The sequence below is a fragment of the Caballeronia arationis genome (genome assembly GCF_001544975.2).
In the GTDB taxonomy this organism is placed as follows: Bacteria; Pseudomonadota; Gammaproteobacteria; order Burkholderiales; family Burkholderiaceae; genus Caballeronia; species Caballeronia arationis.
In genome coordinates, this window is the sequence record NZ_FCOG02000018.1 from 44,727 (window position 1) to 68,363 (window position 23,637).

Genomic DNA, 23,637 nt, shown 5'->3' on the forward strand with positions numbered 1-23,637 from the left:
CCCACGCGGCAAGTGTTCATGCCATTCATGCCGTTTGCGTCTGGCTCTGGCTGCCAGGCGGCTCGCCCGGTTCCGGCGCGAGCGGCAGCAGGAAGTCCTGGCTGACGTGGCTCGCGAGGTCGTTCACACGCGCGAGGAAACTCACCAGATACGCATGCAGGCCGCCCTGCAGAATGTCCTGGATGCGTCCGTTCTTCAGTTCCTCGCACAGTTGTGTCGCCAGCCGCGCCGTCTCGCTGCTGCGCCCGTTCATCACCTTGCCGATCAGATGCTGCACTTCCGCGATGCTCGCCGCGAGCGAGCGCGGCCAGTCGCCGTACAGGATCAAGAGGCCCGCGACGCGCTCCGGCGTAACGACATCGCGATACACCTTGCGATACACCTCGAAGCCCGACACCGAACGCAGCACCGCGGTCCAGTGGTAGTAGTCGAAGGGCTGCGCCGACGTATCCGCGCGCTGCTCCAGCATCTCGAACTTCACGTCGAGAATGCGCGCGGTGTTGTCGGCACGTTCGATGAAAGTGCCCAGACGCATGAACCAGAACGCGTCGTCCTTCACGAGCGTCCCTAGCTGCACACCGCGCGACAGATGCGAGCGGAACTTGACCCATTCGAGAAACTCGTAGGGGTCGCGCTCGAGAATGCCGTCGGCGATCAGGCGCTGCGCGTCGAGCCACGTCGTGTTGAGGCTCTCCCACAGTTCGCTGTTGGTCGAGCTGCGCACCGCCCGCGCGTTCTCGCGCGCCGCGCGCAGGCAGCTCAGGATCGACGACGGGTTCGACAGGTCGCGAACCATGAAGTCGATCACGTCGCGGCTTTTCATGCCCTGATGCCCGGCGGCATAGACGCCGGAGAGTTCGGAAATCGACAGCATCGCGCGCCAGCCCAGTTCGGCGTATTCGTCGGACTGGGGCAGCAGCGACAACTGGTAATTCGCGTCGAGCATCCGGGCTGTGTTTTCGGCGCGCTCGGTATAGCGCGCCATCCAGAAGAGATGATCCGCGGTACGGCTCAGCATGGGTGCTCCCGGTCCTCTTGTTCGACTCTTGTTGAAAGTTGCGACGGATGTCGCGAGCGATGGTCTCTTCGCATCAGCGCTCGAGTACCCACGTATCCTTGGTGCCGCCGCCCTGCGACGAATTCACCACGAGCGACCCCTCGCGCAAGGCCACGCGCGTGAGTCCGCCCGGAACCATCCGCACCTCGTTGCCCGACAGCACGAACGGCCGCAGGTCGATATGGCGCGGCGCGATGCCGGCTTCGACGTAAGTCGGGCAGGTCGAGAGCGCGAGCGTCGGCTGGGCGATGTACTTGTCGGGATTCGCCTCCAGCACGGTGCGGAACGCCTCGATCTCCGCCGTCGTCGACGCCGGCCCGACCAGCATGCCGTAGCCGCCCGCTCCGTGCGTTTCCTTGACGACCAGATCCTTCAGGTTCGCGAGCACGTGCTTGAGGTCATCGGGCTTGCGGCACATCCAGGTCGGCACGTTGTTGAGGATCGGTTCCTCGCCGAGATAGAAGCGCACCATGTCGGGCACGTACGGATAGATCGACTTGTCGTCGGCGATGCCTGTCCCCACCGCGTTGCACAGCGACACGTTGCCCGCGCGATACGCCGAGATCAGCCCCGCCACGCCGAGCGTCGAATCCGCGCGGAACACGTCCGGATCGAGGAAGTCGTCGTCGAGGCGCCGGTAGATCACATCCACGCGCTGCGGCCCTTGCGTCGTACGCATGTAGACGTGATCGTTCTCGACGAAGAGGTCCTGCCCCTGCACCAGCTCGACACCCATCTGCTGCGCGAGGAACGCGTGCTCGAAGTACGCGGAGTTGTACATGCCCGGCGTCAGCACGACGATGCCGGGATTGTCGACGCCCGCGGGCGCGGCCGCGCGCAACGTATCGAGCAGCAGGTCCGGGTAGTGCGCGACCGGCGCCACGCGATTGCGCGCGAAGAGGTCGGGAAAGAGCCGCATCATCATCTTGCGGTTCTCGAGCATGTACGACACGCCCGACGGCACGCGCAGGTTGTCTTCGAGCACGTAGAACTCGCCCTGGCCGGCGCGCACGATGTCGATGCCCGCGATGTGCGCATAGATGTCGCGCACGACGGAGACGCCCTTCATCTCCGGACGATACTGCGCATTGTTCAGGATCTGCTCTTCCGGGATGATGCCGGCCTTGATGATGTCCTGATCGTGATAGACGTCGTGGATGAAGCGGTTGAGCGCATTCACGCGCTGGCGCAGGCCGCGCTCCAGCGCCTTCCATTCCGTAGCGGGGAAGATGCGCGGAATCACGTCGAAGGGAATCGTGCGCTCGGCATCGACGCCCAGTTCGTCCTTGCCATAAACCGCAAAAGTGATGCCGACGCGCCTGAAGTTCAGGTCCGCCTCCGCACGCTTCAGGTGAATCTGCTGCTCGCTCTGCGTGTTCAACCAGTTCATGAATTCCAGGTAATGCATGCGCGGATCGCCCGCGCCACGAAACGCCGCCGCCGGAACGCCTGCCGCCTGGAGGTCGGAACGTTCGAACATTTCGTTGAAGAAAGCTTGCGTCATAAACCGGTCTTCCATGTGAAGTGCGTTGCCGGGCTCGGTCCCGGCTTATCTGTGCATGCTTTCGCACGGCCTTCGCACGGCGTTCGTCGCTCGCGGTTCGCGACAGTCGCAAAGCGTTCGAACGCCGGCCGCACCGGCGCGCGGTGCGGACATTGTCTCTTCACGCGGCAAGCGCGAACGTGCGATGCATAACGCCTGCAAATCCATCGCGGCCGCGCAAAAGTGAACGAGATGGTTAAAGCAACAACCACGCCAACGTTGCGCGGCATGAAAGGAAGGCCCGTTGTGCCCGATTCGATGGCGCGCCGGGCGACACGTTTTGGCGCCTGCGCACCAATGCGGGGCGCGATTTACGCACGATCGCACAGTTAAGGGTTTTGCGGGGTCGCTTATGCTTGGCGTTCTTAGTCGACCGACCTCAGAGGCGATCCATGACGCAATCGGCATTTTCAGGCGCGCTGCCACTCCCGCATTCCTTCGACTTCGACGGCCAGTCAGTGCGCTACGGCGTGATCGGCGCGGGCGAGCCGCTGGTCTTCGTGCACGGCACGCCGTTTTCCTCGCAGGTCTGGCGGCGGATCGCGCCGATCGCCGCTCGCGTGCGGCAGGTGTTCTATTTCGATCTGCTCGGCTACGGCGCGTCGGAACAGCGCGCGGGACAGGACGTATCGCTCGCCGTGCAGAACCGCTTGCTCGCTGCGTTGCTGAATCACTGGCAACTCGGGAAGCCCGATGTCGTCGCCCACGACTTCGGCGGCGCGACGTCGCTTCGCGCCGCCCTGCTGAACGGTTGCGATTACCGGTCGCTCCTCCTCGTCGATCCGGTCGCGGTGGCGCCGTGGGGCTCGCCGTTCGTTCGGCACGTCCGCGCGCATGAAGCCGCGTTCGCGGGCGTGCCCGCCTATATCCATGAGGCGATGCTCGATGCGTACCTGCAGGGCGCCGTGCATCGCAAACTCGACGCCGATACCTTGCGCATCCACGCCGCGCCATGGACGGGCGAGACCGGTCAGGCGGCCTTCTACCGCCAGGCCGCGCAGATGGACCAGCGCTACACGGACGAAGTCGAGCCGCGCTACGGCGACTTGCGCTGCCCGGTCGCAATCCTGTGGGGCGAAGAGGATCAATGGATCCCTGTCGAACGGGGCGAAGCGCTATCGAAGATGATTCCCGGGGCGCGTCTCACGCGCGTGAAAGGCTCGGGTCATCTGATGCAGGAGGACGCGCCGGAAGCGATCGTCGGCGAGCTGCTCGGGTTCCTTCAGCACGCGCGTTAAGGACCGCGTCACGCAATTGGGGCAACTCCCCGCCACCGGCATGCGCGCACTGGCCCGGATACTGCATTCGATGCGCCGGTATGATTCGTCAGTCCCGGTTTTAACCAAATAGTACGGACCCCACGCCGTCTCGCTGCCAGACGACGCCCTCGCATGGTGCATGAGCACCCCATTGCGGGGCAGCGTTTTGCCAGGCCGATGCATGCGGGGCTGTCTTTTGCCCGGGCCGACTCGCCAACCCGAAAAGACGAAGGATCAACGTGAACAATCGCGCGTCCGAACCGAGCTTGGCACGATACGCATTGTGGAATCGCAAGCAGAAGCGGGTTCCGGCGAACTCGCGGCGGGTGCTCGTCGCCAATGCCGACAAGGCGCTCGGCGAATCGCTCAGCTCGCTGTTCGCCCTGAAAGGCTTTTCGACGGACTTCGCCCTCGACGTCACCACGGTTCGCACGATCGTTCGATCGTGGAAGCCGCAGGTCACCTTTCTCGATACACGCATCGGCGGATGCGGCAACTACGCGCTGGTGCGCGAACTGCGCGCGCTCAATGGCGATCAGACCGGCGTCATCATCGCGATGAGCAGTTTTCTGCCCGAGGAACCGGTCCAGCGGTTGAAGGAAGCGGGCTACGACGGCCACTGCCGGCGGCCGTGCGCCGTCTGGCAGATGACCGATCTGCTCGATGAGTTCTTCGCGCCGGGGCCGGGGTCCGTGCGGTGACGGCGGCGGCGCCGGTAGTCCGGCGCCGCTGTGTTCAGTCGGAAGCGCGCGTGCTGCGCTGGGCGACGCTCGCCGCTTCGTTCGATGCCGGCTGCGGCTGCGGCGTCAATGCGAACCTGCTTGCGGGTCTGCGTGCGCCTGCGCCTGTGATGCGTCGCTGGCCGTGACGACGCCCGCGGCCGTGCGTTCGACACCCTGCTCCTCATTCTGCGCATGGCTCGACGACCGTCCGATGCCGGCGATAAGGAGCGTCGCCGCCACCGCGACGCCGACGAGTACCGCCGCGACCGCGAATCCGCCGTTCTTCTTCCGCATGACTCTCCCTGATCCGATGCAATAGCGTTCAAAGCGCGTTCAAAGCCGCAGCACGACCGCCCCGGCGATCACCGCGGCCACGCCGGTCCACTGCAGGACGGTCAGCCGCTCCGCGCTCAGGGTCAGGCCGAGCAGGGCGGTTACGCCGCCTGATAGCGTGCTCAGCACGGTGACGACCGCGACCGCTCCCGTCGACGCCCCGATGGCGAAGCTGCCCAGCGCGGCGAGACTGGCTGTCGATTGCGCGAGCAGCAGCGGCCACGCAGACGCGGGCGGCGCCTGCCAGGTTTCGCCGCGCGACACCGTCAGGATCAGCGCGAGGCTCGCCGCGCCGAGCGCGTAGCCGACAAAAAGTGTCGCCGTGGTGCCGAGTGCCGGCAATGCGTAGCGCCCCTGAACGAAGAACCCGACGCCGTACAGCAAAGCGGCCAGTATCGCAAAGAAGACCGGGGACGTCTGCGCGGCATGCCGCACGACGGGTGCCTCACGGGTGATCGCGGTCAGCGGCACGCCGCCGATACAGATCAGGATGCCCGCGACGCCGAGCGCGCCGAGGCGCTCGCCGCTCAGCACGGAGAGGATGGTGGTGACGGCGCCGTAGCTCATCGCGATCGGCGCGACGATGGCGGCCTTGCCGGTCGAAAGCCCTTTCGAAAGCGTGAGCGAGCCGAACAGCGTGCAGACCGCCGCCGCGAGCGCGCCCGCCCAGCCGCTCGCGGGCGCGGCAAAGGCCTGGCTGCGCGCCGCGGGCATCGACAGGAAAACCGACCCGACGACGACGAGCCCGAAGCACAGCGACACGAACACCGCCCGCCGCACGCCGATCCTGCGCGCCGACATGCCCGCCAGAAAATCCGTGATGCCCCAGAAAAATGCGGCCAGCAGCCCGAATGTCACGCCCACGTCCTGTCCTCCGCCGGGAACCGGCTGATCCTATCCGCTTTGGCGGGCGGCGGCGGCGTACCGGATCAGCGGGAGGATGCGTTCAGGACTCGTCCGCGCTCATCGCCGGCATGGCTTGCCGATCCCGCGCGTGTTCCCGGAAGCGGATCATGCCCTTGCCCGACGACTTGGCTTCGTAGAGCGCGCTGTCGGCGTGTTTCAGCACGTCGTCGAACGATTCGCCGGCGTCGGCGATCGCGATGCCGACGCTCGCGCACACCAGCGCGCGCCCGCCCGACGCCAGCGGATACGGCGCCGAAAGCTCATGGATGATGCGCCGCGCGAGCACGGCGCTCGCGGACGTGCCCGTCTGCGACGCGACGACGGCGAACTCGTCGCCGCCTAGACGCGCAACCAGTTCGCCACGCCGCATCACGTTGCGCAGGCGGTCCGCGACCTGCTTCAGCACTTCGTCGCCGGCGTTATGGCCGAGCGTGTCGTTGACGTGCTTGAAGCCGTCGAGATCGACGTACATGACGGCGACGCGCTGTCCCCGCACGCTCGCCGACGCCGACAGGAGCCGCTTCGCGTGATCGCCCAGATAGCGGCGGTTCGGCAGGCCCGTGAGCGAATCGTGGTGCGCCCAATGCAGAATTTTGGCTTCGGACTTCCGGCGCTCGGTGACGTCCTCGATGATGACGACCTCGCTTCCGTCAGGCACCGGATTGCGCGTCATTTCGAGCTGGCGGCCATCCGCGAGCTTGAGGTCGAGCGGCGCGCGCTCCTCGCGCAGCCATTCGGTGCAGCGTCGCACGAGTTCGTTGCGCAAGGTTTCGCCGAACTTCGCGAGTCCCACGTAGCCGATGAATTCCGGCAGCGGCACGTTCAGCCGCAGCATCTCGACCGTCGCGCCGAAGAGTTCCGCCGCCTTGCGATTCGCGATGACGACCTTGCCGGCTTCGTCGATCGTGCACAGGCCGTGCGGCATGTGGGCGAGCGCGGCGTCGAAGCGGGCGGCGAGTTCGGCGTGCCGCTGCTCCGCCGTCATCAATCCGACGAGCGCGCGATAGTGGCGGCGCACGACCGATACCATCGCGCCGACATACAGGAAGAGCGGCGGAATGAGAATCCAGTAGGCGGCATCGGCGGCGAAGGCGGCGCCGATGCCGATCGGCACTGCGCCCATGCAGATCTGCGCGATCGCGAGGCGCGGCAGCGCGGCGTTCCGCGACGCGATGCCGCCCAGGATGCCCGCCGTCACCATGATGGCGAGCGTGGCGAGCACGGCATCGCGCGAGATCACGCTCGCCATCGCGCCAAGGCCGAACAGCAGGCACGCGCACAGCGCAAACGGCACGTAGCGCGCGGCCCACGGTCCCGGATGAAGCGGCGCGGGGCGGCTCTTCGCGCGGTAGATCTGCACGACGGCGAGACGCGCGGCGAGCAGGCAGATGTCGAGAACGAGCCAGAGGAACGCCCAGAGCTCGTGCAGGCGAAGCACGGCGGCAATCGCGACGAACACCCCGGCGATGCCGGACAGGAGCAGCGGCCGATTGTCTTCGAGAACGGTCGAGAGGAGCGAAGAGCGGATCGCGGCGGTGATTTCGCCATCCTCGGTGGGCGGCGTCGCCAGAATGGAATCGATGAGGGATGGGTCGACTGGCATACGGTGGCCGTGTTGGGACGTGGGTTCTGCTGGCCGCACCGGAGCCGCCGCTATTCGTGTTTACGGCGGGGTCGCGCGTTTCTTGAATGCGGACAAATCTTGCCGCTTGTGCGGGGCGCCGTATGGAAGCGTGCGCAACGCTTGTGCATAATGGCCGCGTTCCAATTTCCGGTCACCGCCATGTCAGTTTCACCCCGACGCGCCCGCGTGCGGCACAAACCGCCGCGCGGGGCGCTCGTGCGTTATCAGGACCGCATCGCGGAAGTGCTCGGCGAAGCACGCGGGCAACGCGTGATGATCCGCTCGATTCACGCCGACGGCGTCGAGCGGAAGACGGCCGTGAAGTGGGTGAATCTGATGCCGCTGGAGGGGCAGCTGTTTTAAGGAGCGGCCTGCGCGTCTCGGCGAAATGACGGGACTCGTCTATCCCGCCGCGCCGACCGGTCTGGCAAACCGGGCGCGGAAACTGAACAATCGGTGAATGAGGGAGGACTTGATCTGTTGCGCCGGTTGCGGCGTCATTACGCCCGCCAATGCTTCCGGCTCCGGCGGCTCCGCCATCTCGGTCACCGCCCGGGCCTCCTGCGCTTTTGCACACCGCTGATTCAGCAGCATCCTCATCGCGGCTTCATCGATCAGTGCGCGGGCCTGAATCCAGCCATGCTCGAAGCGCAGCGCATAGTCGATGTCGGTGTAATCGTGATACTGGCCGGAGTCGGCGAGCGCAGTCGCTGTCGAGATGACCCGTTGCAGCGTCCAGGCTTCTATTTCGTTGGTGTCCGTCGGCACGTGCGACCTCTCTCACTGGTGAGGTCTACGGATCTTAGCCCAGCGTCCGGGCCGCGCCCGTCGTCTGCCGACAACACCGCATCAAAAAATCCACACGAATGAGCGTGCGCAAATCTGGCCGTGGACCGATGCTCGCGCGCCGCCGCCAGCACCGTTACCGTCACGTCCCTTCGACCGCGCGCTTGAGCCGCCGCAGCGCTTCCCCGGATTCCTCCCGAATCCGGGCGCGCAACAGAAGCCGGTCCAGGATCGCGAACCATAGCGTCGGGGCGCGATAGGTGAACACGCGTTCGAAACGCGTCCGGCGCGCGGTCGGCGTCAACGAGTAGGCGACCGTCCCGGCGCGCCTCCCGCCGATCGTTCCGTCGATGATCCAGCTTCGCGGAAGTTCCTTCGCGACGACCGTCCACACGGCGCGTCCGGACCTGCCCGCCACGCGAAAGTCTTCGGGCACCTCTTCGCCCGGGTCGAGCGGATGATCGACCGCGCCCGACACCGCGAGCGACGACGGATGCCACGTCGGCCAGTGCGCGGGCGTCGTGACGTAATCGAAGACGACCCCGGCCGGGCGATCGATCTGCGTGACACTGACGATGCGCGTTTCGAACACGGCCCATCGCGGCGCCGGCAGGAACAGCAGCGCAATGCCGATGGCAAATACGGCCAGCACGCCGGCAAGCCGTGCGCGAAGGTGCCTCACGATGCCTCGACTCCACCCCGTTGGAGATCGGATCAGTGTACTTCTGCGCGGCGCGCGCAACGCGGTTGAGCGGCGCAAAGCACCGCCTGTCCGGTCGCCTACAAACATTTAATTCACCCATATAATCGCCGGACCCGGGCGCCTCGACAGACCGAACCCCGGGCCGGCGCCGCCGCGCGCCGCTTTCATGCACCCGCTTCCAACCTCACGGAGCCACCGATGAATGTGAATGCGCTGTCGAAGAAGGGTCTGCCACGCCGCCGGTACGCGGCGCTCACCACGCGGAGCGCGGTCGCGCTGGCCGCCACGCTCGCGTTCGGCGCGTGTGCGCCAACGTTTGCGCAAGACTCCGACGACTTCCGCTTCGGCGGCCATCACGGCGATCACGGCGGCGGCGGCGACCGCGACGTGAAGGTGATGATCATCTCGATGTTCGGCCCCGAAGGGCAGGTCTGGCTCGACCGCCTCGGCCCGTGGAAGGCGATCAAGGTGCCGGGACTGTCGCCGGACTATCCCGAAGTGCACTGCAACCGGCAGGACATCTGCGTGCTGACCACGGGCATGGGACACACGAACGCCGCCGCTTCGCTGATGGCGCTCACCTTCTCCGACAAGTTCGACCTGCGCCGCACCTACTTCATGATCGCGGGCATCGCGGGCATCGATCCGATGCAGGGCACGGTCGGCTCGGCGGCGTGGGCGAAGTACCTGGTGGACTTCGGGATCCAGTGGGAAATCGACGCCCGCGAAAAACCCGACAGCTGGCCGAGCGGCTTTGTCGGCATCAACACGAAGTCGCCGACGGACAAACCGTCGCTCGACTATCGCACGGAGGTGTTCGCGCTGAATGCGAAACTCGCCCATACGGCGTTCGCGCTGTCGCGCAATGTCGTGCTCTCCGACAGCCCGGAGGCGCAGGCCGCGCGCGCAAAGTTCAGCTACGCCCCGGCGAATCAGGTGCCGAAGGTGATCCAGTGCGACACGCTGGCGGGCGACACGTGGTGGTCGGGCAAGTACATCGGCGAGCGGGCGCGCGACTGGACCAAGCTGCTCACCGACAACAAGGGCACCTACTGCACGACGCAACAGGAAGACAACGCCACGTATGAAGCGCTCAAGCGCGCGGCGAGCACGGGGCGCGTCGACCTGAACCGGGTGGCGGCATTGCGTTCGGGATCGGACTTCGACCGTCCCTACGAGGGCCAGACGGCCGGGGACAATCTCCTCAACTACCAGGCGCAGGGCGGCTTCGCGCCCGCTATCGAGAACCTTTATCGCGCGGGCAATCCGCTCGTGCAGGACATCGTCGCGCACTGGAGCGAATGGCGTTACGGCGTGCCGACGCGCTGATCTTTGCAACGAAGACGGCGGCGCCAGCCGCCGTCCGCACCTGCCGCCGAATGCTTCGGACCAGAAAATAAAGCGCCGTATTCCGCCGCTGATTCAACAGACAATTTGCGCTGTCCTTCGCCGGTTCCGCACGCCGCGCCTCATTTACAGAAATCGTATTCAAAAGCGCCCGGCGGAACACTACACTGCCTTTCATGGTTTAGTCGCATCGTTCAATGCGCTGGCTTCGCCCCTGCGGCAATCCAGGCGAAGAATCCCCCCGTTGACGGGCGTTCAGTCGATCGGCAAAACGATCAGTACACGGAACCGACCACCATGACGGGCACAGTCCATGCCCGCCGCCCCCCGCGCGGCGGACGCCGGCTACGTCTGGCCTTGATCTCGCTTCTCGGCACGTCGGGCGCCTGCGCCCTCGCCGCGCCGGGCGGCGGACAGATCGTCGCCGGCTCGGGGTCGATCGCGACCCAGGGACCGCATACGGCAGTGCAGCAGAACACGGACCGGCTCGTCATCGACTGGAACAGGTTCAGCACGCGCCCGAACGAGTCGGTAACGTTCAGCCAGCCGGGCGCCCGGTCGATCGCGCTTAACCGCGTCGTCGGGCAGGACCCGTCGGTGCTGCTCGGCAAGCTCGATGCCAACGGTCAGGTGTTCATCGTCAATCCCAACGGCGTGCTGTTCGGCGCCGGTTCGCGGGTGAATGTCGGCGGCCTGATCGCGTCGACGCTCAACCTGTCCAAGAGCGATTTCCTGGCGGGCCGCTATACCTTTGCGAGCGGCGGCGCGGCCGGGGCGGTCGTCAACATGGGCGTCATTCGCGCGGCGCCGGGCGGTTACGTCGCGCTGATCGGCCGGCGCGCAGTCAACGAGGGCACGATCGCCGCGCCCGGCGGCTATGCGGCGCTCGCGGCGGGAAACCGCGTGACGGTCAAGCTCGGCGATCACTCGATGCTCGGTCTCTCGGTCGATCAGGGCGTGCTCGACGCGCTCGCCGCCAACCGCGGCCTCATCGAGGCGGACGGCGGGCAGGCGCTGCTCGCGGCCGGCGCCGAGGACGCGCTGCTCGCGGGCGTCGTCAACAACACAGGCGTGATCCTCGCGCGCACCGCCGTCAACCAGAATGGCGTGATCCGGCTCGTCGCCGACGCCGGCACGGTGAAGGTCGGCGGCGTGCTCGACGCGTCCGCGCCGAACGGCGGCAACGGCGGAACGATCGAAACGGCCGGCTCGCGCGTCGATGTTTCGCCGCGCGCCTGCATCACGACGGCCGCAGCAAGCGGCGACACCGGCACGTGGCTCATCGCCGGGCGCTCGCTCACGGTCGCAGGCACGGGCGGCGACGTCTCGGGCGCGGCGATCTCGCGCGCGCTCGGCACGACCAATGTCGCGCTCGGCGCGTTCGGCCGGCGCTCGGGAACGGTTTCGATCGACGATGCGATCGGCTGGAACACTTCGAATTCGCTCGCAGTCTTGGCGCGCAACGGGATCGCGGTGAACGCGCCGCTCAGCGCGCCGGCGGGCGTCGTCCTGTTCGGCACGGGCGCAACCCTCACGCAGCGCGCCGCCATCGCGGCGGCGGGCGTGGCGCTCGTCGGCAGCCGCGGGCAATACCGGCTCGACAACCCGTCGAACCGCATTGCGACTATCGCGGCGAACACCGGATCGGTGACGCTCGTCGATGGCGTGCCGCTCACCGTCGGCACGGTCGGACCGGTGTCCGGCATCACGACGTCCGGGCCGACGACGCTACGCGCGCCCTCGCTGACGCTGGACGCGCCCGTACGCAGCACCGCGACCGGCACGGCGGTGACGCTCGCGTCGGCGTCGGATTTCGCGAACCGGGCGGGCGCGGGCGCCATCGCGACACCGAACGGCCGCTGGCTGATTTATTCGAGCGACCCGAATGCCGACACGTTCGGCGGCCTCCAAAGCGGCAATCTCGCGCTTTGGGGCGAGACGTTCCCGGCCGCCTCGGCCAATCTCGCGGCAGCGGGCGGCAATCGTTTCGTGTTCGGCGTGCAGCAGCAGGCGGTGCTGAGCGTGAAACCGGGCAGCGCCAAGACCGCCGGCACGGCGCGCGCGCTCGGCCCGGAGGACGTCTTGCTCAGCCTGCGCTACACCGGCACCGACTACGGCAACGCCTTCGCCGACAGCCCCACGACACACGAGCCGCTCGCCTTCACGGTGACGAGCGCCGGTGCAGGCCCGGGCGCGACGGCCGGCGAGTACATCATCACCGTCACGCCCACCTCGCTGCCCGCCGGGTACCGAGTCAGCACGCTAGGCGGCACCTTGCGCGTGACCGGAACGACGCCCCCCGCCACCCCGCCCGCCCCGCCTGTCGAGCCCGCTGCCCCGCCCGCCACGCCGCCCGAGCAACCAGCCGTGTCCGGGCCGCCTGAACCGCAAGTCACGCCGACGCCGCCGGAACCGCCACCGCAACCGCCGGCGACGCCTCCCGTGCTCACTGCGCTCGCCCCTGCTCCGCTCGTGATCAACGCGGTGCAGACGGTCGCGGGCGAGACGCGCGACGACCCCGATCACACGGCCGTGGCATTGCCGCCGGGGCTGACACGCCCCGCGACGCCGGTCGTGCAGACGACGAGCGACCCCGCACGCGACGGGAGTCGCTTGCCCGACGATGCGTGGCCCGGCAACGTCTGCCGCATGTGATGCGAGCCGGAGCGCGCCGCCATCGTCGCTTCGTGCCACAGGGCGCTCTCGCGCGTCTTCGATGTCGCGCATCGCGGGCGGCGTTCGGGCTCGCGTTCGCGGCCCTTTTCCTGCATGGCGCCAACGCCCAGATTCCCCAGGTGCCGAACGCGGGCAGCACCTTGCGCGAACAGCAGCAGCAACCGGCGCCCGCGCCGCCGCCATCGGATTTCCGGCTGCAGGTCGCGCCGCCGGCCTCCACGCCGCCCTCGTCGCCGGGTGGTATCCGCTTCGCCGTCAACGCGTTCGAGCTGAGCGGCAACACGACGATCGCCACGCCCGACCTGCTCGCGCTCCTGAAGGAAGACACCGGCCCCGCCCGCTCGCTCGACGACCTGAACGCCGCCGCCGCGCGCATCACCGCCTTCTACCGCGCGCACGGCTATCTCATCGCGCGGGCCTACGTGCCGCCGCAGACCATCGACAACGGCATCGTGCATATCGCGATCAGCGAGGGCCATTTCGGCCGCGTCGAATTGTCGAACCAGTCGCGCACGCGCGACGCCGTGCTCGCGCGCTTCATCACGCCCGAGCGGCTCGGCGACGTGATCGACGAGGACCGGCTCGCCCGCGCGACGCTCCTGATGCAGGACGTGAGCGGCACGACCGGCGCGAGCGCGACGGTCTCGCCGGGCATGGCGCCCGGCACGTCTGATCTGACGCTGCAGATACCCTCCGCGCGACCGCTCTCGGGCAGCCTCCAGGTCGACAACTTCGGCGAAACGTCGACGGGAACGGCTCGCGTCATCGGCGCCTTGCAGTGGAACAACCCGCTCGGCCTCGGCGACCAGCTGGGCGCGCGCGTACTCACCTCGATCACCGGCCAGACTTACGGCAACATCGGCTACACGCTGCCGCTCGGCGGCAGCGGACTCGCGTGGGGCGTCGCCTACACGCGTTCGACGTATGTCGTCGGCGGCGACTTCAGCTCGCTCGATGCGCACGGCAGCGCGAACGTCGTCTCGACGTACCTGAGCTATCCGCTGCTGCGCTCGGTGTCGGCGAATGTGATCGCGACGCTCGGCATCGACCACAAGCTGCTCGCCGACAACCTCGGCGCCTTCAACATTTCGAACGACAAGAACAGCGACGTCGGCCGCTTCGGCCTCTCGGGCAACGTGAATTTCGCGAAGAGCATCAGCACGTTCGACGCGAGTCTGCAGCAGGGCAACCTGCGTCTCGACGATCCCGCGCCACAACAAGCCGTGGCGCAGACTGCCGGCGCGTTCACCAAGTTCGTGTACGCGTTCACGCACACGCAGGCGCTCACCGATGCCACGCAGGTCTACTTCGCGGTGAACGGACAGTTCACGTCGCGCAACCTGGATTCGTCGGAACAGATGTCGCTCGGCGGGCCGTACGCGGTGCGCGCCTACGCGACCGGCGACGGCGCGCTCGACCAGGGCTACGTCGCCACCTTCGAGTTGCGCCAGACGATCCGGCAGTCGCTCGTGCCGGGCCTCGTCACACTGATCGGTTTCATCGATACCGGCGACGGCAAGCTCGTCGCGCATCCGTTCCTGCCTGGCAGCAATCATCTGAGGCTGTCGGGCGGCGGCGTGGGCGCGTCGCTGATCGCGCCGGGCAACTACCTGCTGATGATGTCGTATGCGCACACGCTCGGCTATGTGCCCTCGACGCTCGGCACCGGCCACGCGAACCGCTTCTGGCTCACGCTGGCAAAGTCGTTCTAGCCCGGTCCCGGACATCGTGAAAACGCTCCGCATTCTCGCTTCGTGTTTGTGGTTCGGCTTGGTTGCCGCGATGCTCCCGTGCACGGCCGCAGCAGCAGCGGCCACTCCGGTCGCGACCGTCACGGCGCTCGTCGGCAGCGTCGCGATCCAGTCGGCGGACGGCGCGCAGCGGCTCGCGGCCGTCGGCGGCGAAATCAGGAACGGCGACACCGTCGAGACCTCGGCGGGCTCCGAGATCGTGATGGTCTTCACCGACCATCAGCGCGTGTACCTGAAGCCGGGCACTGTGTTCCGCGTCGACGACTTCAACTACGTCCCCGCCGACGCGCAGCAAGGCCGCAGCTTCCTGTCGCTCGTGAAGGGCGGGCTGCGCATGCTCGACGGACTCGTCGCGAGCCAGGGCAAGGGCGAGAACTACAAGGTGAAGACCCCGACATCGACGATCGGCATTCGCGGCACCGAATACTCCGTGACCGATTGCGGCGACAACGCCGCCTGCCAGGGCGACCAGATCGTCGTGTTCGCGGGCGAGATCGTGGTGAGCAACGAAGTCGAGTTTCGCGTCGTGCGAGCCGGCGAAGGCGTGATCGTCGCCAGCTTGCGCGCGCCGCTCAGGGTGCTGCCGGCGAGCCGCGTGACGCCGGTGGTGCCGTCGGCGGCATGCCGATGAGGTTGCAGCGGTAACGGCGCAGCGGCCGGACGCGAGTCCACGGCAACTTCTTGCATGAGACCAGGGCCATGGCAGCACTCGAAGATCCATCGCACGTGCCGACGGTCGTTCTCCGGCTCACGCTGCCGACGCTCCGTCGTCTCGAAGCCGAAGACCCGGCGCTCGCGTCGCAAGTCCACGAATTCGTCGTGAAGGTGCTGGCAGCGCGGCTCGCCATCGCCAACGAGCAGATTCGCGCGGCGCATTAGATCGCGGGCGCCGGGAGCATCGGCGCACACCGTCGCCCATCGTCACCCGAGGTCGACTTGAAACAGCACGCATTGCGCTTCGCCGCCGGCCTTCTGATCGTGTTCGCGCTCATCGGACACGTGCTGCATCGCTACGACGTGCGCTTTATCGACACGCTCGACGCCCTCGCCTACGACACCAAGGTCCGGCTCACCATGCCGCGTGGCGTCGATACGCGCATCGCGATTCTCGACATCGACGAGAAGAGTCTCGCCGAACTCGGCCGCTGGCCGTGGGACCGCGCGCGCATGGGAACGCTCGCCGACACGCTGTTTGCGCGCGACGGCATCGCGCTGCTTGCCTTCGACATCGTGTTCGCCGAGCCCGACGAGAGTTCGGGGCTGCCGGTGCTGAACCGTCTGGGCAGGAGCGAACTGCAGGACGACGCGCAGTTTCAGCGCGCGCTGCCCGGCCTCGCCGCACAACTCGACTACGACCGCCGCTTCGCCGACGCGCTGCGCGGCCGGCCAGTCGTGCTCGGCTACTACTTCGCGAATCAGGGCGCATCGAGCGGCGCGATCCCGCCGCCGGTGCTCCCGGCGACCGCGTTCGGCGCGCATCCGATGACGCTCTTCGACTGGAGCAGCTACGGCGGCAACCTGCCCGCGCTGCAGACGGCGGCGGGACGCGGCGGCTTCTTCAACCCGGTGATCGATTTCGACGGCTCAGTGCGGCGCGTGCCGCTCGTGACCGAGTATCGCGGCGGCGTGTATGAAGCGCTTTCGCTCGCGGTCGTGCGCGCGCTGTCGGGCGACGCGGCGCTCGCGCCCGTCTTCGACGACCCGGCCGATGCCAGCTCGACACTCGCCGGTCTCGCGCTGCGCACGCCGCGCGGCATGCTCGCGATTCCCGTCGATGCGAACGGCGCCGCGCTCGTGCCGTATCGCGGACGCGAGCGCAGCTTCGCCTATTTCTCCGTGGCGGACGTGCTGGCCGGTCGGGTCGCGCCCGAGGCGTTGCGCGGCAAGATCGCGCTCCTCGGCACCACGGCGCCGGGCCTCGTCGACCAGCGCACGACGCCTGTCGGCGAGGTGTATCCCGGTGTCGAAGTCCACGCGAACCTGATCGCCGGCATGCTCGACGGCACGCTGCGCGCCGAACCGGCGTTCGCCGGCGCGGTTCAGGCGTTGGCGGTGCTCATCGTCGGCTGCGCGATGATCTTCGTGTGGCCGTGGCGGGCGCCCGCCCGCGCGACGCTCCTCACCGTGCTGCTGACCGGCTGCGTGATCGCAGTGGATCTCGCGCTCTGGCGCTATCGCGCGTGGTCCCAGCCGGCCGCCTCGCTGCTCCTTGCGATCGGCGCGCTGTTCGTGCTGAACATGTCGTATGCGTTCTTCGTCGAATCGCGCGCTCGGCGGCGCTTCACCCAGCTGTTCGGCCAGTACGTGCCGCCCGAACTCGTCGAGGAGATGAGCCGCAATCCCGAGAGCTACAGCATGACCGGCCGACGCGCGGAACTGACCGTACTGTTCTCCGACGTCCTCGGCTTCACCGCGATTGCCGAGACGCTCGAACCGGAGGAACTCGCGGTAATGATGAACGAGTATCTCGGCACGATGACGGCGGAGATCCGCAAGGAACGCGGCACGCTCGACAAGTACATCGGCGACGCGATCATGAGCTTCTGGGGCGCGCCGATGGAGGATCGCGACCACGCGCGCCGCTCGGTGGCCGCGGCGCTCGGCATGCGCGCCGCGCTTGCCGAGCTGAACCGCACCTTCGCTGCGCGCGGCTGGCCGACGCTCTGGGTCGGTATCGGCATCAACACCGGGCCGATGACGGTCGGCGACATGGGCTCGACCGTGCGCAAGGCGTACACGGTCATGGGCGACGCGGTCAATATCGCGGCGCGGCTGGAAGGGCTGACGCGGCACTATCGGGTGTCGATTCTGGTCGGCGAAGCGACGCGGGAAAACGCGCCCGATGTCGTGTATCGCGAGATCGATCGCGTGCGGGTGCGCGGGCGCGCGACGCCCGTCGCCGTGTACGAGCCGCTCATGACGAACGAAGCGTGGGCCGCAGCCGATGCCGAAGCCCGCGAACAGCTCGAGCGATGGCATGCGGCGCTTCGACACTACCGCGCGCGGGAATGGGACACGGCCGCGCGCCTGCTTGCGACGCTCATCGAACGCGATCCGGAGAGCGGTCTGTACGTGGCGTATCGGGAGCGTATCGCGGTACTGCGCGAGGCCGCGCTGCCCGCCGACTGGGATGGCGTGAATACGTTCGATACGAAGTGAAGGGTTGTTTTAAGTACAGACTACGAAGCATCACCCCACGAAGGCATGTCTCCTTCATGCGGACTATTCCCGCCACGCCGGCATCTATAACTTAGATATCGCGCTTGCCCGACTGTGTCCGGACCCGACCGCCACAATCGATCGCTTTCCTCAACAAGTCTCTTGGCAGGGCAGGCGCCATTCCGGCCGCTTTCGCGCACCCATTTCCGCGAAGGCGGCACGACACCATCGACGCAAGGCGCAGTGAACCTGCTTTCACGAACGCCTCGCGCCCTAGCATGGGACCAGAGCAGGCGCTAAAGCGCCAACTCTGCCCGACACTGGAGATCGACATGAACGCAAGACTCTTCGCCGCCGCTGCCGCGGGGCTTTTCGCAATCGCCGGCGCGGCGCAGGCGCAGATGCCGACCGACGCCCAGCAACTCGTGCAGACCATGCGCCCGATCCAGCCCGCGCAGTCCTCGCAAGCGGCGCGCGACAACGCGAGCATGCAGGCCGCATCGACCGACGACGCTTCCTACGGCGGCGCCGCCGCGACGCGCAGCATGTCCGCACCGGGCCATCGACAAGGTTCGTGCAGCACCGCGCCGAACTGCGACATCTTCTTCGGCCAGTAAGCATCGCATGGGGAGGCGCGCTCGCATCTGCGCGCCCTTCCCCGCTTCCCGCGCGTGAAAAGCGCCCGCAAATATGGGCGGTGGCGCGCGTTTCAAGACGCTTCAACGCAATATCGACTCCGAACGAAAATTCCGCTGAATCGATATTGAAAGTCCCGTAACGGCTCCAATCTGGGTATCACCGCAGCCACAAAGCAGTTTCGCTTTGCCGCGCTGACCGATCCCAACGTCCGTATCACGGAGACGAAGCCATGAGTGACTTTTACTTCACGAGCGACCTGCTCGGAGAATTCGATCGCGTGCAGCGACAGATGTCCGCGCTGCTCGGCAACTTGCCGTCGAGCATCCGTTCGAGCCGCACGAACACCTTTCCGCAACTGAATATCGGCAGCACCGACGATTCGATCGAGATCGTCGCGTTCGCGCCCGGCGTCGATCCGGCATCGCTCGACGTCACGGTCGACAAGGGTACGCTCACCATCAGCGGCGAGCGCAAGGCGAACGAAGCCACTAGCGAGGGCGAAACGCGCACCTACGCGAAAGAGCGCTTCGTCGGCAGCTTCCGCCGCGTGATCGAACTGCCGCAGAACGCCGATCCCGACAAGGTCGAAGCACGCTATTCGAACGGCACCCTCGCCATCAGCGTCGGCAAGCGAGAAGCATCGAAGCCGCGCGCCATCGCCATTCAGTAACGGACACTCGGAAATCGGGAGCAAGCCATGAACGCAAACACACAGATCGCAGAACGCAATACCGGAGCGGCCGCCGAAGTCGCGCGGCGCGAGTCCGAGCGCACGCGGCGCGTCGCACTGACGCCGGCCATCGATATCGTCGAAGACAGTCACGGCGTGACGCTATGGGCGGACCTGCCGGGCGTGCCACGCGAGAACCTCGACGTGCGCGTGCACGACGGACGGCTTTCAATCGAAGCCCAGGCTGTCGTGGCGACACCGGAGAATCTGCGGCCGAGTCATGTCGAGATTCGCGAGCCGTTCTTCGCGCGGGCCTTCACGCTGAGCGACGAGTTCGACACATCGAGGATCGACGCCAATCTGCAGAACGGCGTGCTGAAGCTGACCATTCCGAGGCGGGAGGAAGCGCGGCCGCGACGCATCGAAGTGCGCACGCAATAAGAAGCCGCGCAGGTGCTCGCTTCAGGGAGCCAGCCATCGTCCAGCGACGATGGCTTTTTTTTTCCGGCGATCAGGCCTCGACCCGCACGTCCCCCGCGACCCCGTCGCGCTTTCGCCCTGCTCCCGTCCGCTGCCACGGATCGAACTTCTCCGCGAACTCCTCGAAGCCTTCGATCGGCAACGGCCGGCAAAAGAAGTAGCCCTGATACGCGTGACATCCTGCGCTCGCGAGAAAGCCGCGTTGCGCTTCGGTCTCGACGCCCTCGGCGATCACCCCGAGCCCGAGGCTCTGCGCGAGCGCCACGATGGTCTTCGCGATGGTGGCATCGTTCGGATCGACGAGCACGTCGCGCACGAACGACTGGTCGATCTTCAACTGGTCGAGCGGCAGCCGCTTCAGATACGACAGCGATGAATAGCCGATGCCAAAGTCGTCGAGCGAGAAGACCACGCCCTTCGCCTTCAGCGCATACATCTTCTGGATGATGTCCTGCACGTTGTCGACGAGCACGCTCTCGGTCAGCTCCAGCTTCAGGCGATGCGCCCGCGCGCCGGTGCGCTCGATCGCCGTCAGCACCTTGTCGACGAAATCCGGTTCGCGCAGCTGCTGCGCGCTCACGTTCACCGCGATCGTCAGGTGCGCCATCTCGGGCCGCAGCGCCCACAGCGTAAGCTGCATGCACGCCGTCTCCAGCACCCAGTTGCCGAGCGGAAGGATCAGCCCGGTCTCCTCCGCGAGCGGGATGAAATCGGCGGGCGGCACGAGGCCGCGCTGCGGATGCCGCCAGCGCACGAGCGCTTCGGCGCCCGTCACCCTGTCGCCCTGCGTGACCTGCGCCTGATAGTGCAGAAGGAACTGCTGGTCGTCGATGGCTTTGCGCAGATCTGCTTCCAGCGCCGCGCGCTCGACCACGACAGTCTGCATCGCGGGGTCGAAGAAACAGAGCGCGTTGCGGCCGCGCTCCTTCGACTTGTACATCGCGAGATCCGCCTGCTTCAGCAATTCGTCGATCGACGTGCGATGACCCTTGAACACGGTCGCGCCGACGCTCGCCGTAGAGCGGTATTCGACCTCGCCCAGCTGATACGTATTGCCGAGCAGCGCCAGAATCTTTTCGCCGAGCGCCTCCGTCTGGATCGCCGCCTCCTGCCGGTTCTCGTGCAGGCTCTGCAGCACCACGACGAACTCGTCGCCGCCCACCCGCGCCACGGTGTCGCTCTCGCGCACGCTCGACGCGAGCCGTCGTGCCACCTCCTGCAGCAGCCGGTCGCCCTTGTCGTGGCCGAGCGTGTCGTTGAGCGTCTTGAAGTGATCGAGGTCGATGAAAAGCAGCGCGCCGCAGTAGCCGCCGCGCGCGCTCGCCGTGATCGCCTGCTTCAGGCGGTCGAGCAGCAGCGAGCGGTTCGGCAGGCGCGTGAGCGCATCGAAGAAGGCAAGCTCCCTGATACGCTCTTCCGCGATCTTGCGCTCGGTGATGTCGTGATGCGTGATGACGTAGTGCGTGACGACGCCATCGTCGCCGCTCACCGCCGAGATCGTCAGCCACTTCGGATACACCTCGCCGCTCTTGCGACGATCCCAGATCTCGCCCTGCCAGCCGCCCTCGCGACGGATCGTGTCCCACATCTCGCGGAAGAACGCGTCGTCATGACGGCCCGAGCGCAGCACGTGCGGCGTCTGTCCGACGATCTCTACGGACGCGTAGCCGGTGCACTCGGTAAACGCGGTATTGACGCGCAGGATGGTGTTGTCGGCGTCGGTCACCATCATCGCCTCGAGCGAATCGAACGCGACCGCCGCGATGCGCAACTCCGCTTCGAGCTGCTTGCGCTCGGTGATGTCGCGCCCGCTCGTGCGAAAGCCGGTGAACGTGCCCCGCGCGTCGCGAATCGGCGCCCACGACACCGAGAACCAGATGATCGAGCCGTCCTTGCGCACGCAGCGGAATTCGAGATCGTCGCCGCGCAGGCCGCGCAGTCCATCGGCGAAGGCAGGCGCGACGCGCGACATGTCTTCCGGATGAATCAGCGTGCCGGCGAAGTCGGGCATCGCCATGCATTCGTCGACGGTGTAGCCGGTGTACTCGGTGACCGACGGATTGATCCAGCGCGGCTTGCCATCCGGACCCCACCAGACTTCCCAGTTCACCGTGCAGTCGGCGATCGCGCGGAATTTCGCTTCGTTCTCGCGCAGTTCGCGCGTCATCATCGAGGCGATCTGCATCGCGCGGCGACGGCCCGTCAGCGTGAGCCACGCGAGCAGCGCGAGGAGCAGGCTCAGGCCTGTGCCCGCCACGGCGATCATCAGTTCGGCGTTGCGGCCAAAGCGCGCCCGGAAGTCGTCCTGCGCGTTCATCGCGAGCATCCAGTTGTGCCCGGCTACCACCAGATATTCGTTCGCGGAAAGCGGCGCGCCCGAGTGCGGGGCGGCGGCGTCGGATGAACGATAGAGCAGCGTCCTCGCGGACGCCTCGACGCCGTCATACACGGCGAGCGCAAGCCCGGCCGGCCGCTCGCCATACAGGCTCGCGATGACGTCGGTCATGCGGAACGACGCATACACCCAGCCGACCAGATGCGCCCGCCGCTCGGCGACAGTCAGAAGCGGCTGCCCGCGCTCGTAGACCGGCAGGTACATGACGAAACCGGGCGGCGCATCGGGCTCCGTGTCGACGGTCAGGCGCAGCTTGCCGGTGATGCACGCCATGCCGGAATCGCGTGCCTTTTCCATCGCGAGGCGCCGCACGGGGTCGGCCCACGCGTCGTAGCCGAGCGCCGCGCGATTGCGGCCGATATACGGCTCGCGCTGCACGATCGGCGCATAGCCCTGGCGGCGGCCCTCGGGCTGGATCGCGTACTGAGGGAAACCGCGCCGGCGCATGCCGTCGAGGTGCGCCTCTCGACTCGCCGCCGGCACCCATTCGACAATCCCGATTGCCTGGATGCCAGCGAAGTTGGCGTCTAGATTGAGCGAGCCGACGTAATCGTGGAAATTGTCGCGGTCGACACGATCGGTGGCCGCGAAAAGGCTCTGCACGCCGCGCAGCATCAGCTCGTAGGTCGCCATGCGCTGTTCGACGCGGCTCACCGTGTCGCCGAGCGAATACTTGAACTGCGACAGCAGTTCATTGCGGGAGCTTTGCCGCTCGTGACTCCAGATGGTGCAGGTGACGCTAAGCGCGGCGCACAGGATCAGGAGCGGCAGCAGAAGTAGGCGCGCCCGGCTCATGGTGGCGTCTGGAAACCGACCATCGAATTGGCGAGGTCGGACTTGAAGTATTTCTCGAAGATGCGCCGCACGGTTCCGTCGGCGCGCATGTCGTTCACGAGCGCGCGCCACTTCTCCTGCTCGGCGGCGGGCAGCGATTTCTTCGACATGATGAGGCCGTGCGGCACCGCCGGATCGTTGAACTCGATGATCGTCGTGACGTCGCGGATCTTTCGCTCTTCGAGCGCGGGATAGTCGAACGGCTCGATGATCATGCCCTGGATGCGGCGCAGAAGCAGCGCCTGGTAGAGCGGATCGAGCCCGCCCGCCTGGCTCGTGCGGTTCGCGGCGGCGAGCTCGTCGACGAGACGGTTCGCCGACTCGCTATACCGGAAACTGCGGATCACGCCGAGCTGGAAGGCGTCGTTGTGCTCGAAATCGGCGAGTTGCTGGATGCCGGCGTCACGGCGCACGAGCAGGTAGTACTTGTTGCTGAAGTACCAGGCGAACGACGCGTAGCGGTTGCGGTCCGCATTTGCAATGCCGGACAGGCTGAAATCGAGCGCACCGGATTCGATCAATTGCCAGATACGCGCGCGCGACATGAGGCTTACGCTGACCTTGCAGCCGCTGCGGCGGATCAGTTCGTCGGCGAAATCCTTGTCGATGCCGGTGTCCGTGTCGGCGGAATAGAGAAGGCCGTGATCGTGCAGCGCGAGCGTGAACGGACGCGAGCAGTCGGGCCCGGCTGCCATCGCGCGGCCGAGCATGCACAACGCGAGCAGCAAGCCGCCGATACCGTGTCGGATCACA

General features: G+C 66.9%; 21 protein-coding genes. 12 read left to right on the forward strand and 9 right to left on the reverse strand.

The window, feature by feature from the left end; genetic code table 11:
- Window positions 1-25: 25 nt before the first annotated feature.
- Together AWB81_RS13380 and AWB81_RS13385 are read right to left on the reverse strand one after the other, a co-directional pair.
- Window positions 26-1,018: an alpha-E domain-containing protein gene (locus AWB81_RS13380; RefSeq protein WP_062636030.1), complete on the reverse strand. Its 993-nt coding sequence runs from the start codon at window positions 1,016-1,018 to the stop codon at window positions 26-28.
- A gap of 73 nt (window positions 1,019-1,091) precedes the next feature.
- Window positions 1,092-2,561: a circularly permuted type 2 ATP-grasp protein gene (locus tag AWB81_RS13385; RefSeq protein WP_062636032.1), complete on the reverse strand. Its 1,470-nt coding sequence runs from the start codon at window positions 2,559-2,561 to the stop codon at window positions 1,092-1,094.
- 431 nt (window positions 2,562-2,992) lie between these two features.
- Between AWB81_RS13385 and AWB81_RS13390 the strand changes: the two genes are divergently transcribed.
- Window positions 2,993-3,838 (forward strand): alpha/beta fold hydrolase, encoded by an 846-nt coding sequence (locus AWB81_RS13390; protein ID WP_062636034.1) that lies wholly within the window; start codon window positions 2,993-2,995, stop codon window positions 3,836-3,838.
- 287 nt (window positions 3,839-4,125) lie between these two features.
- Complete coding sequence (locus AWB81_RS13395) at window positions 4,126-4,560, forward strand: response regulator (protein ID WP_159938887.1); 435 nt, start codon at window positions 4,126-4,128, stop codon at window positions 4,558-4,560.
- Between the two features lie 105 nt (window positions 4,561-4,665).
- Here the strand turns inward: AWB81_RS13395 and AWB81_RS13400 are convergent, their stop codons facing one another.
- The 3 genes from AWB81_RS13400 to AWB81_RS13410 all read right to left on the reverse strand — a co-directional run bounded on the left by AWB81_RS13400 (window position 4,666) and on the right by AWB81_RS13410 (window position 7,423).
- The gene (locus AWB81_RS13400; RefSeq protein ID WP_062636038.1) at window positions 4,666-4,875 is read right to left on the reverse strand and encodes a hypothetical protein; all 210 of its coding nucleotides are present in this window, start codon (window positions 4,873-4,875) and stop codon (window positions 4,666-4,668) included.
- Window positions 4,876-4,914: 39 nt separating this feature from the next.
- Complete coding sequence (locus tag AWB81_RS13405; protein ID WP_062636040.1) at window positions 4,915-5,778, reverse strand: DMT family transporter; 864 nt, start codon at window positions 5,776-5,778, stop codon at window positions 4,915-4,917.
- Window positions 5,779-5,860: 82 nt separating this feature from the next.
- Complete coding sequence (locus tag AWB81_RS13410) at window positions 5,861-7,423, reverse strand: sensor domain-containing diguanylate cyclase (protein WP_062636042.1); 1,563 nt, start codon at window positions 7,421-7,423, stop codon at window positions 5,861-5,863.
- A gap of 180 nt (window positions 7,424-7,603) precedes the next feature.
- Between AWB81_RS13410 and AWB81_RS13415 the strand changes: the two genes are divergently transcribed.
- Window positions 7,604-7,807 carry a hypothetical protein gene (locus AWB81_RS13415; RefSeq protein WP_062636165.1) on the forward strand — a complete coding sequence of 68 codons (204 nt, stop codon included), beginning with the start codon at window positions 7,604-7,606 and terminating at the stop codon, window positions 7,805-7,807.
- A gap of 39 nt (window positions 7,808-7,846) precedes the next feature.
- Here the strand turns inward: AWB81_RS13415 and AWB81_RS13420 are convergent, their stop codons facing one another.
- On the reverse strand, window positions 7,847-8,212 hold the full coding sequence (locus AWB81_RS13420) for a hypothetical protein (RefSeq protein ID WP_087134959.1): 366 nt from the start codon (window positions 8,210-8,212) through the stop codon (window positions 7,847-7,849).
- A gap of 160 nt (window positions 8,213-8,372) precedes the next feature.
- A complete protein-coding gene (locus tag AWB81_RS13425) occupies window positions 8,373-8,912 on the reverse strand; it encodes an SRPBCC family protein (protein WP_062636044.1) in 540 nt (179 codons plus the stop codon).
- 219 nt (window positions 8,913-9,131) lie between these two features.
- On the opposite strand from AWB81_RS13425, the gene AWB81_RS13430 reads away from it, so the two are divergent.
- The 9 genes from AWB81_RS13430 to AWB81_RS13470 all read left to right on the forward strand — a co-directional run bounded on the left by AWB81_RS13430 (window position 9,132) and on the right by AWB81_RS13470 (window position 19,616).
- Window positions 9,132-10,262: a purine-nucleoside phosphorylase gene (locus AWB81_RS13430; protein ID WP_087134961.1), complete on the forward strand. Its 1,131-nt coding sequence runs from the start codon at window positions 9,132-9,134 to the stop codon at window positions 10,260-10,262.
- 315 nt (window positions 10,263-10,577) lie between these two features.
- Complete coding sequence (locus tag AWB81_RS13435; protein ID WP_087134962.1) at window positions 10,578-12,935, forward strand: two-partner secretion domain-containing protein; 2,358 nt, start codon at window positions 10,578-10,580, stop codon at window positions 12,933-12,935.
- Window positions 12,908-14,668, forward strand: a complete 1,761-nt coding sequence (locus AWB81_RS13440; protein WP_235025792.1) for a ShlB/FhaC/HecB family hemolysin secretion/activation protein — start codon at window positions 12,908-12,910, stop codon at window positions 14,666-14,668. Before AWB81_RS13435 ends, AWB81_RS13440 begins: the two co-directional genes overlap by 28 nt.
- 16 nt (window positions 14,669-14,684) lie before the next feature.
- A complete protein-coding gene (locus AWB81_RS13445; protein ID WP_235025793.1) occupies window positions 14,685-15,338 on the forward strand; it encodes a FecR family protein in 654 nt (217 codons plus the stop codon).
- A 68-nt stretch (window positions 15,339-15,406) separates the two neighbouring features.
- Window positions 15,407-15,586 (forward strand): hypothetical protein, encoded by a 180-nt coding sequence (locus AWB81_RS13450; protein WP_062636048.1) that lies wholly within the window; start codon window positions 15,407-15,409, stop codon window positions 15,584-15,586.
- 57 nt (window positions 15,587-15,643) lie between these two features.
- Window positions 15,644-17,866, forward strand: coding sequence for a CHASE2 domain-containing protein (locus AWB81_RS13455; protein WP_062636050.1), 2,223 nt, complete (start codon window positions 15,644-15,646; stop codon window positions 17,864-17,866).
- A gap of 332 nt (window positions 17,867-18,198) precedes the next feature.
- Window positions 18,199-18,483, forward strand: a complete 285-nt coding sequence (locus AWB81_RS13460; RefSeq protein ID WP_062636052.1) for a hypothetical protein — start codon at window positions 18,199-18,201, stop codon at window positions 18,481-18,483.
- Between the two features lie 251 nt (window positions 18,484-18,734).
- Window positions 18,735-19,175, forward strand: coding sequence for an Hsp20/alpha crystallin family protein (locus tag AWB81_RS13465; RefSeq protein ID WP_062636055.1), 441 nt, complete (start codon window positions 18,735-18,737; stop codon window positions 19,173-19,175).
- 27 nt (window positions 19,176-19,202) lie between these two features.
- Entirely contained in the window at window positions 19,203-19,616 is a 414-nt protein-coding gene (locus AWB81_RS13470) for an Hsp20/alpha crystallin family protein (RefSeq protein WP_062636056.1), read from the forward strand.
- A 70-nt stretch (window positions 19,617-19,686) separates the two neighbouring features.
- On the opposite strand, the gene AWB81_RS13475 is transcribed toward AWB81_RS13470, so the two are convergent.
- Window positions 19,687-22,845, reverse strand: coding sequence for a bifunctional diguanylate cyclase/phosphodiesterase (locus tag AWB81_RS13475; protein ID WP_062636058.1), 3,159 nt, complete (start codon window positions 22,843-22,845; stop codon window positions 19,687-19,689).
- A complete protein-coding gene (locus AWB81_RS13480; protein ID WP_062636173.1) occupies window positions 22,842-23,636 on the reverse strand; it encodes a substrate-binding periplasmic protein in 795 nt (264 codons plus the stop codon). Before AWB81_RS13480 ends, AWB81_RS13475 begins: the two co-directional genes overlap by 4 nt.
- Between the last annotated feature and the right edge of the window lies 1 nt (window position 23,637).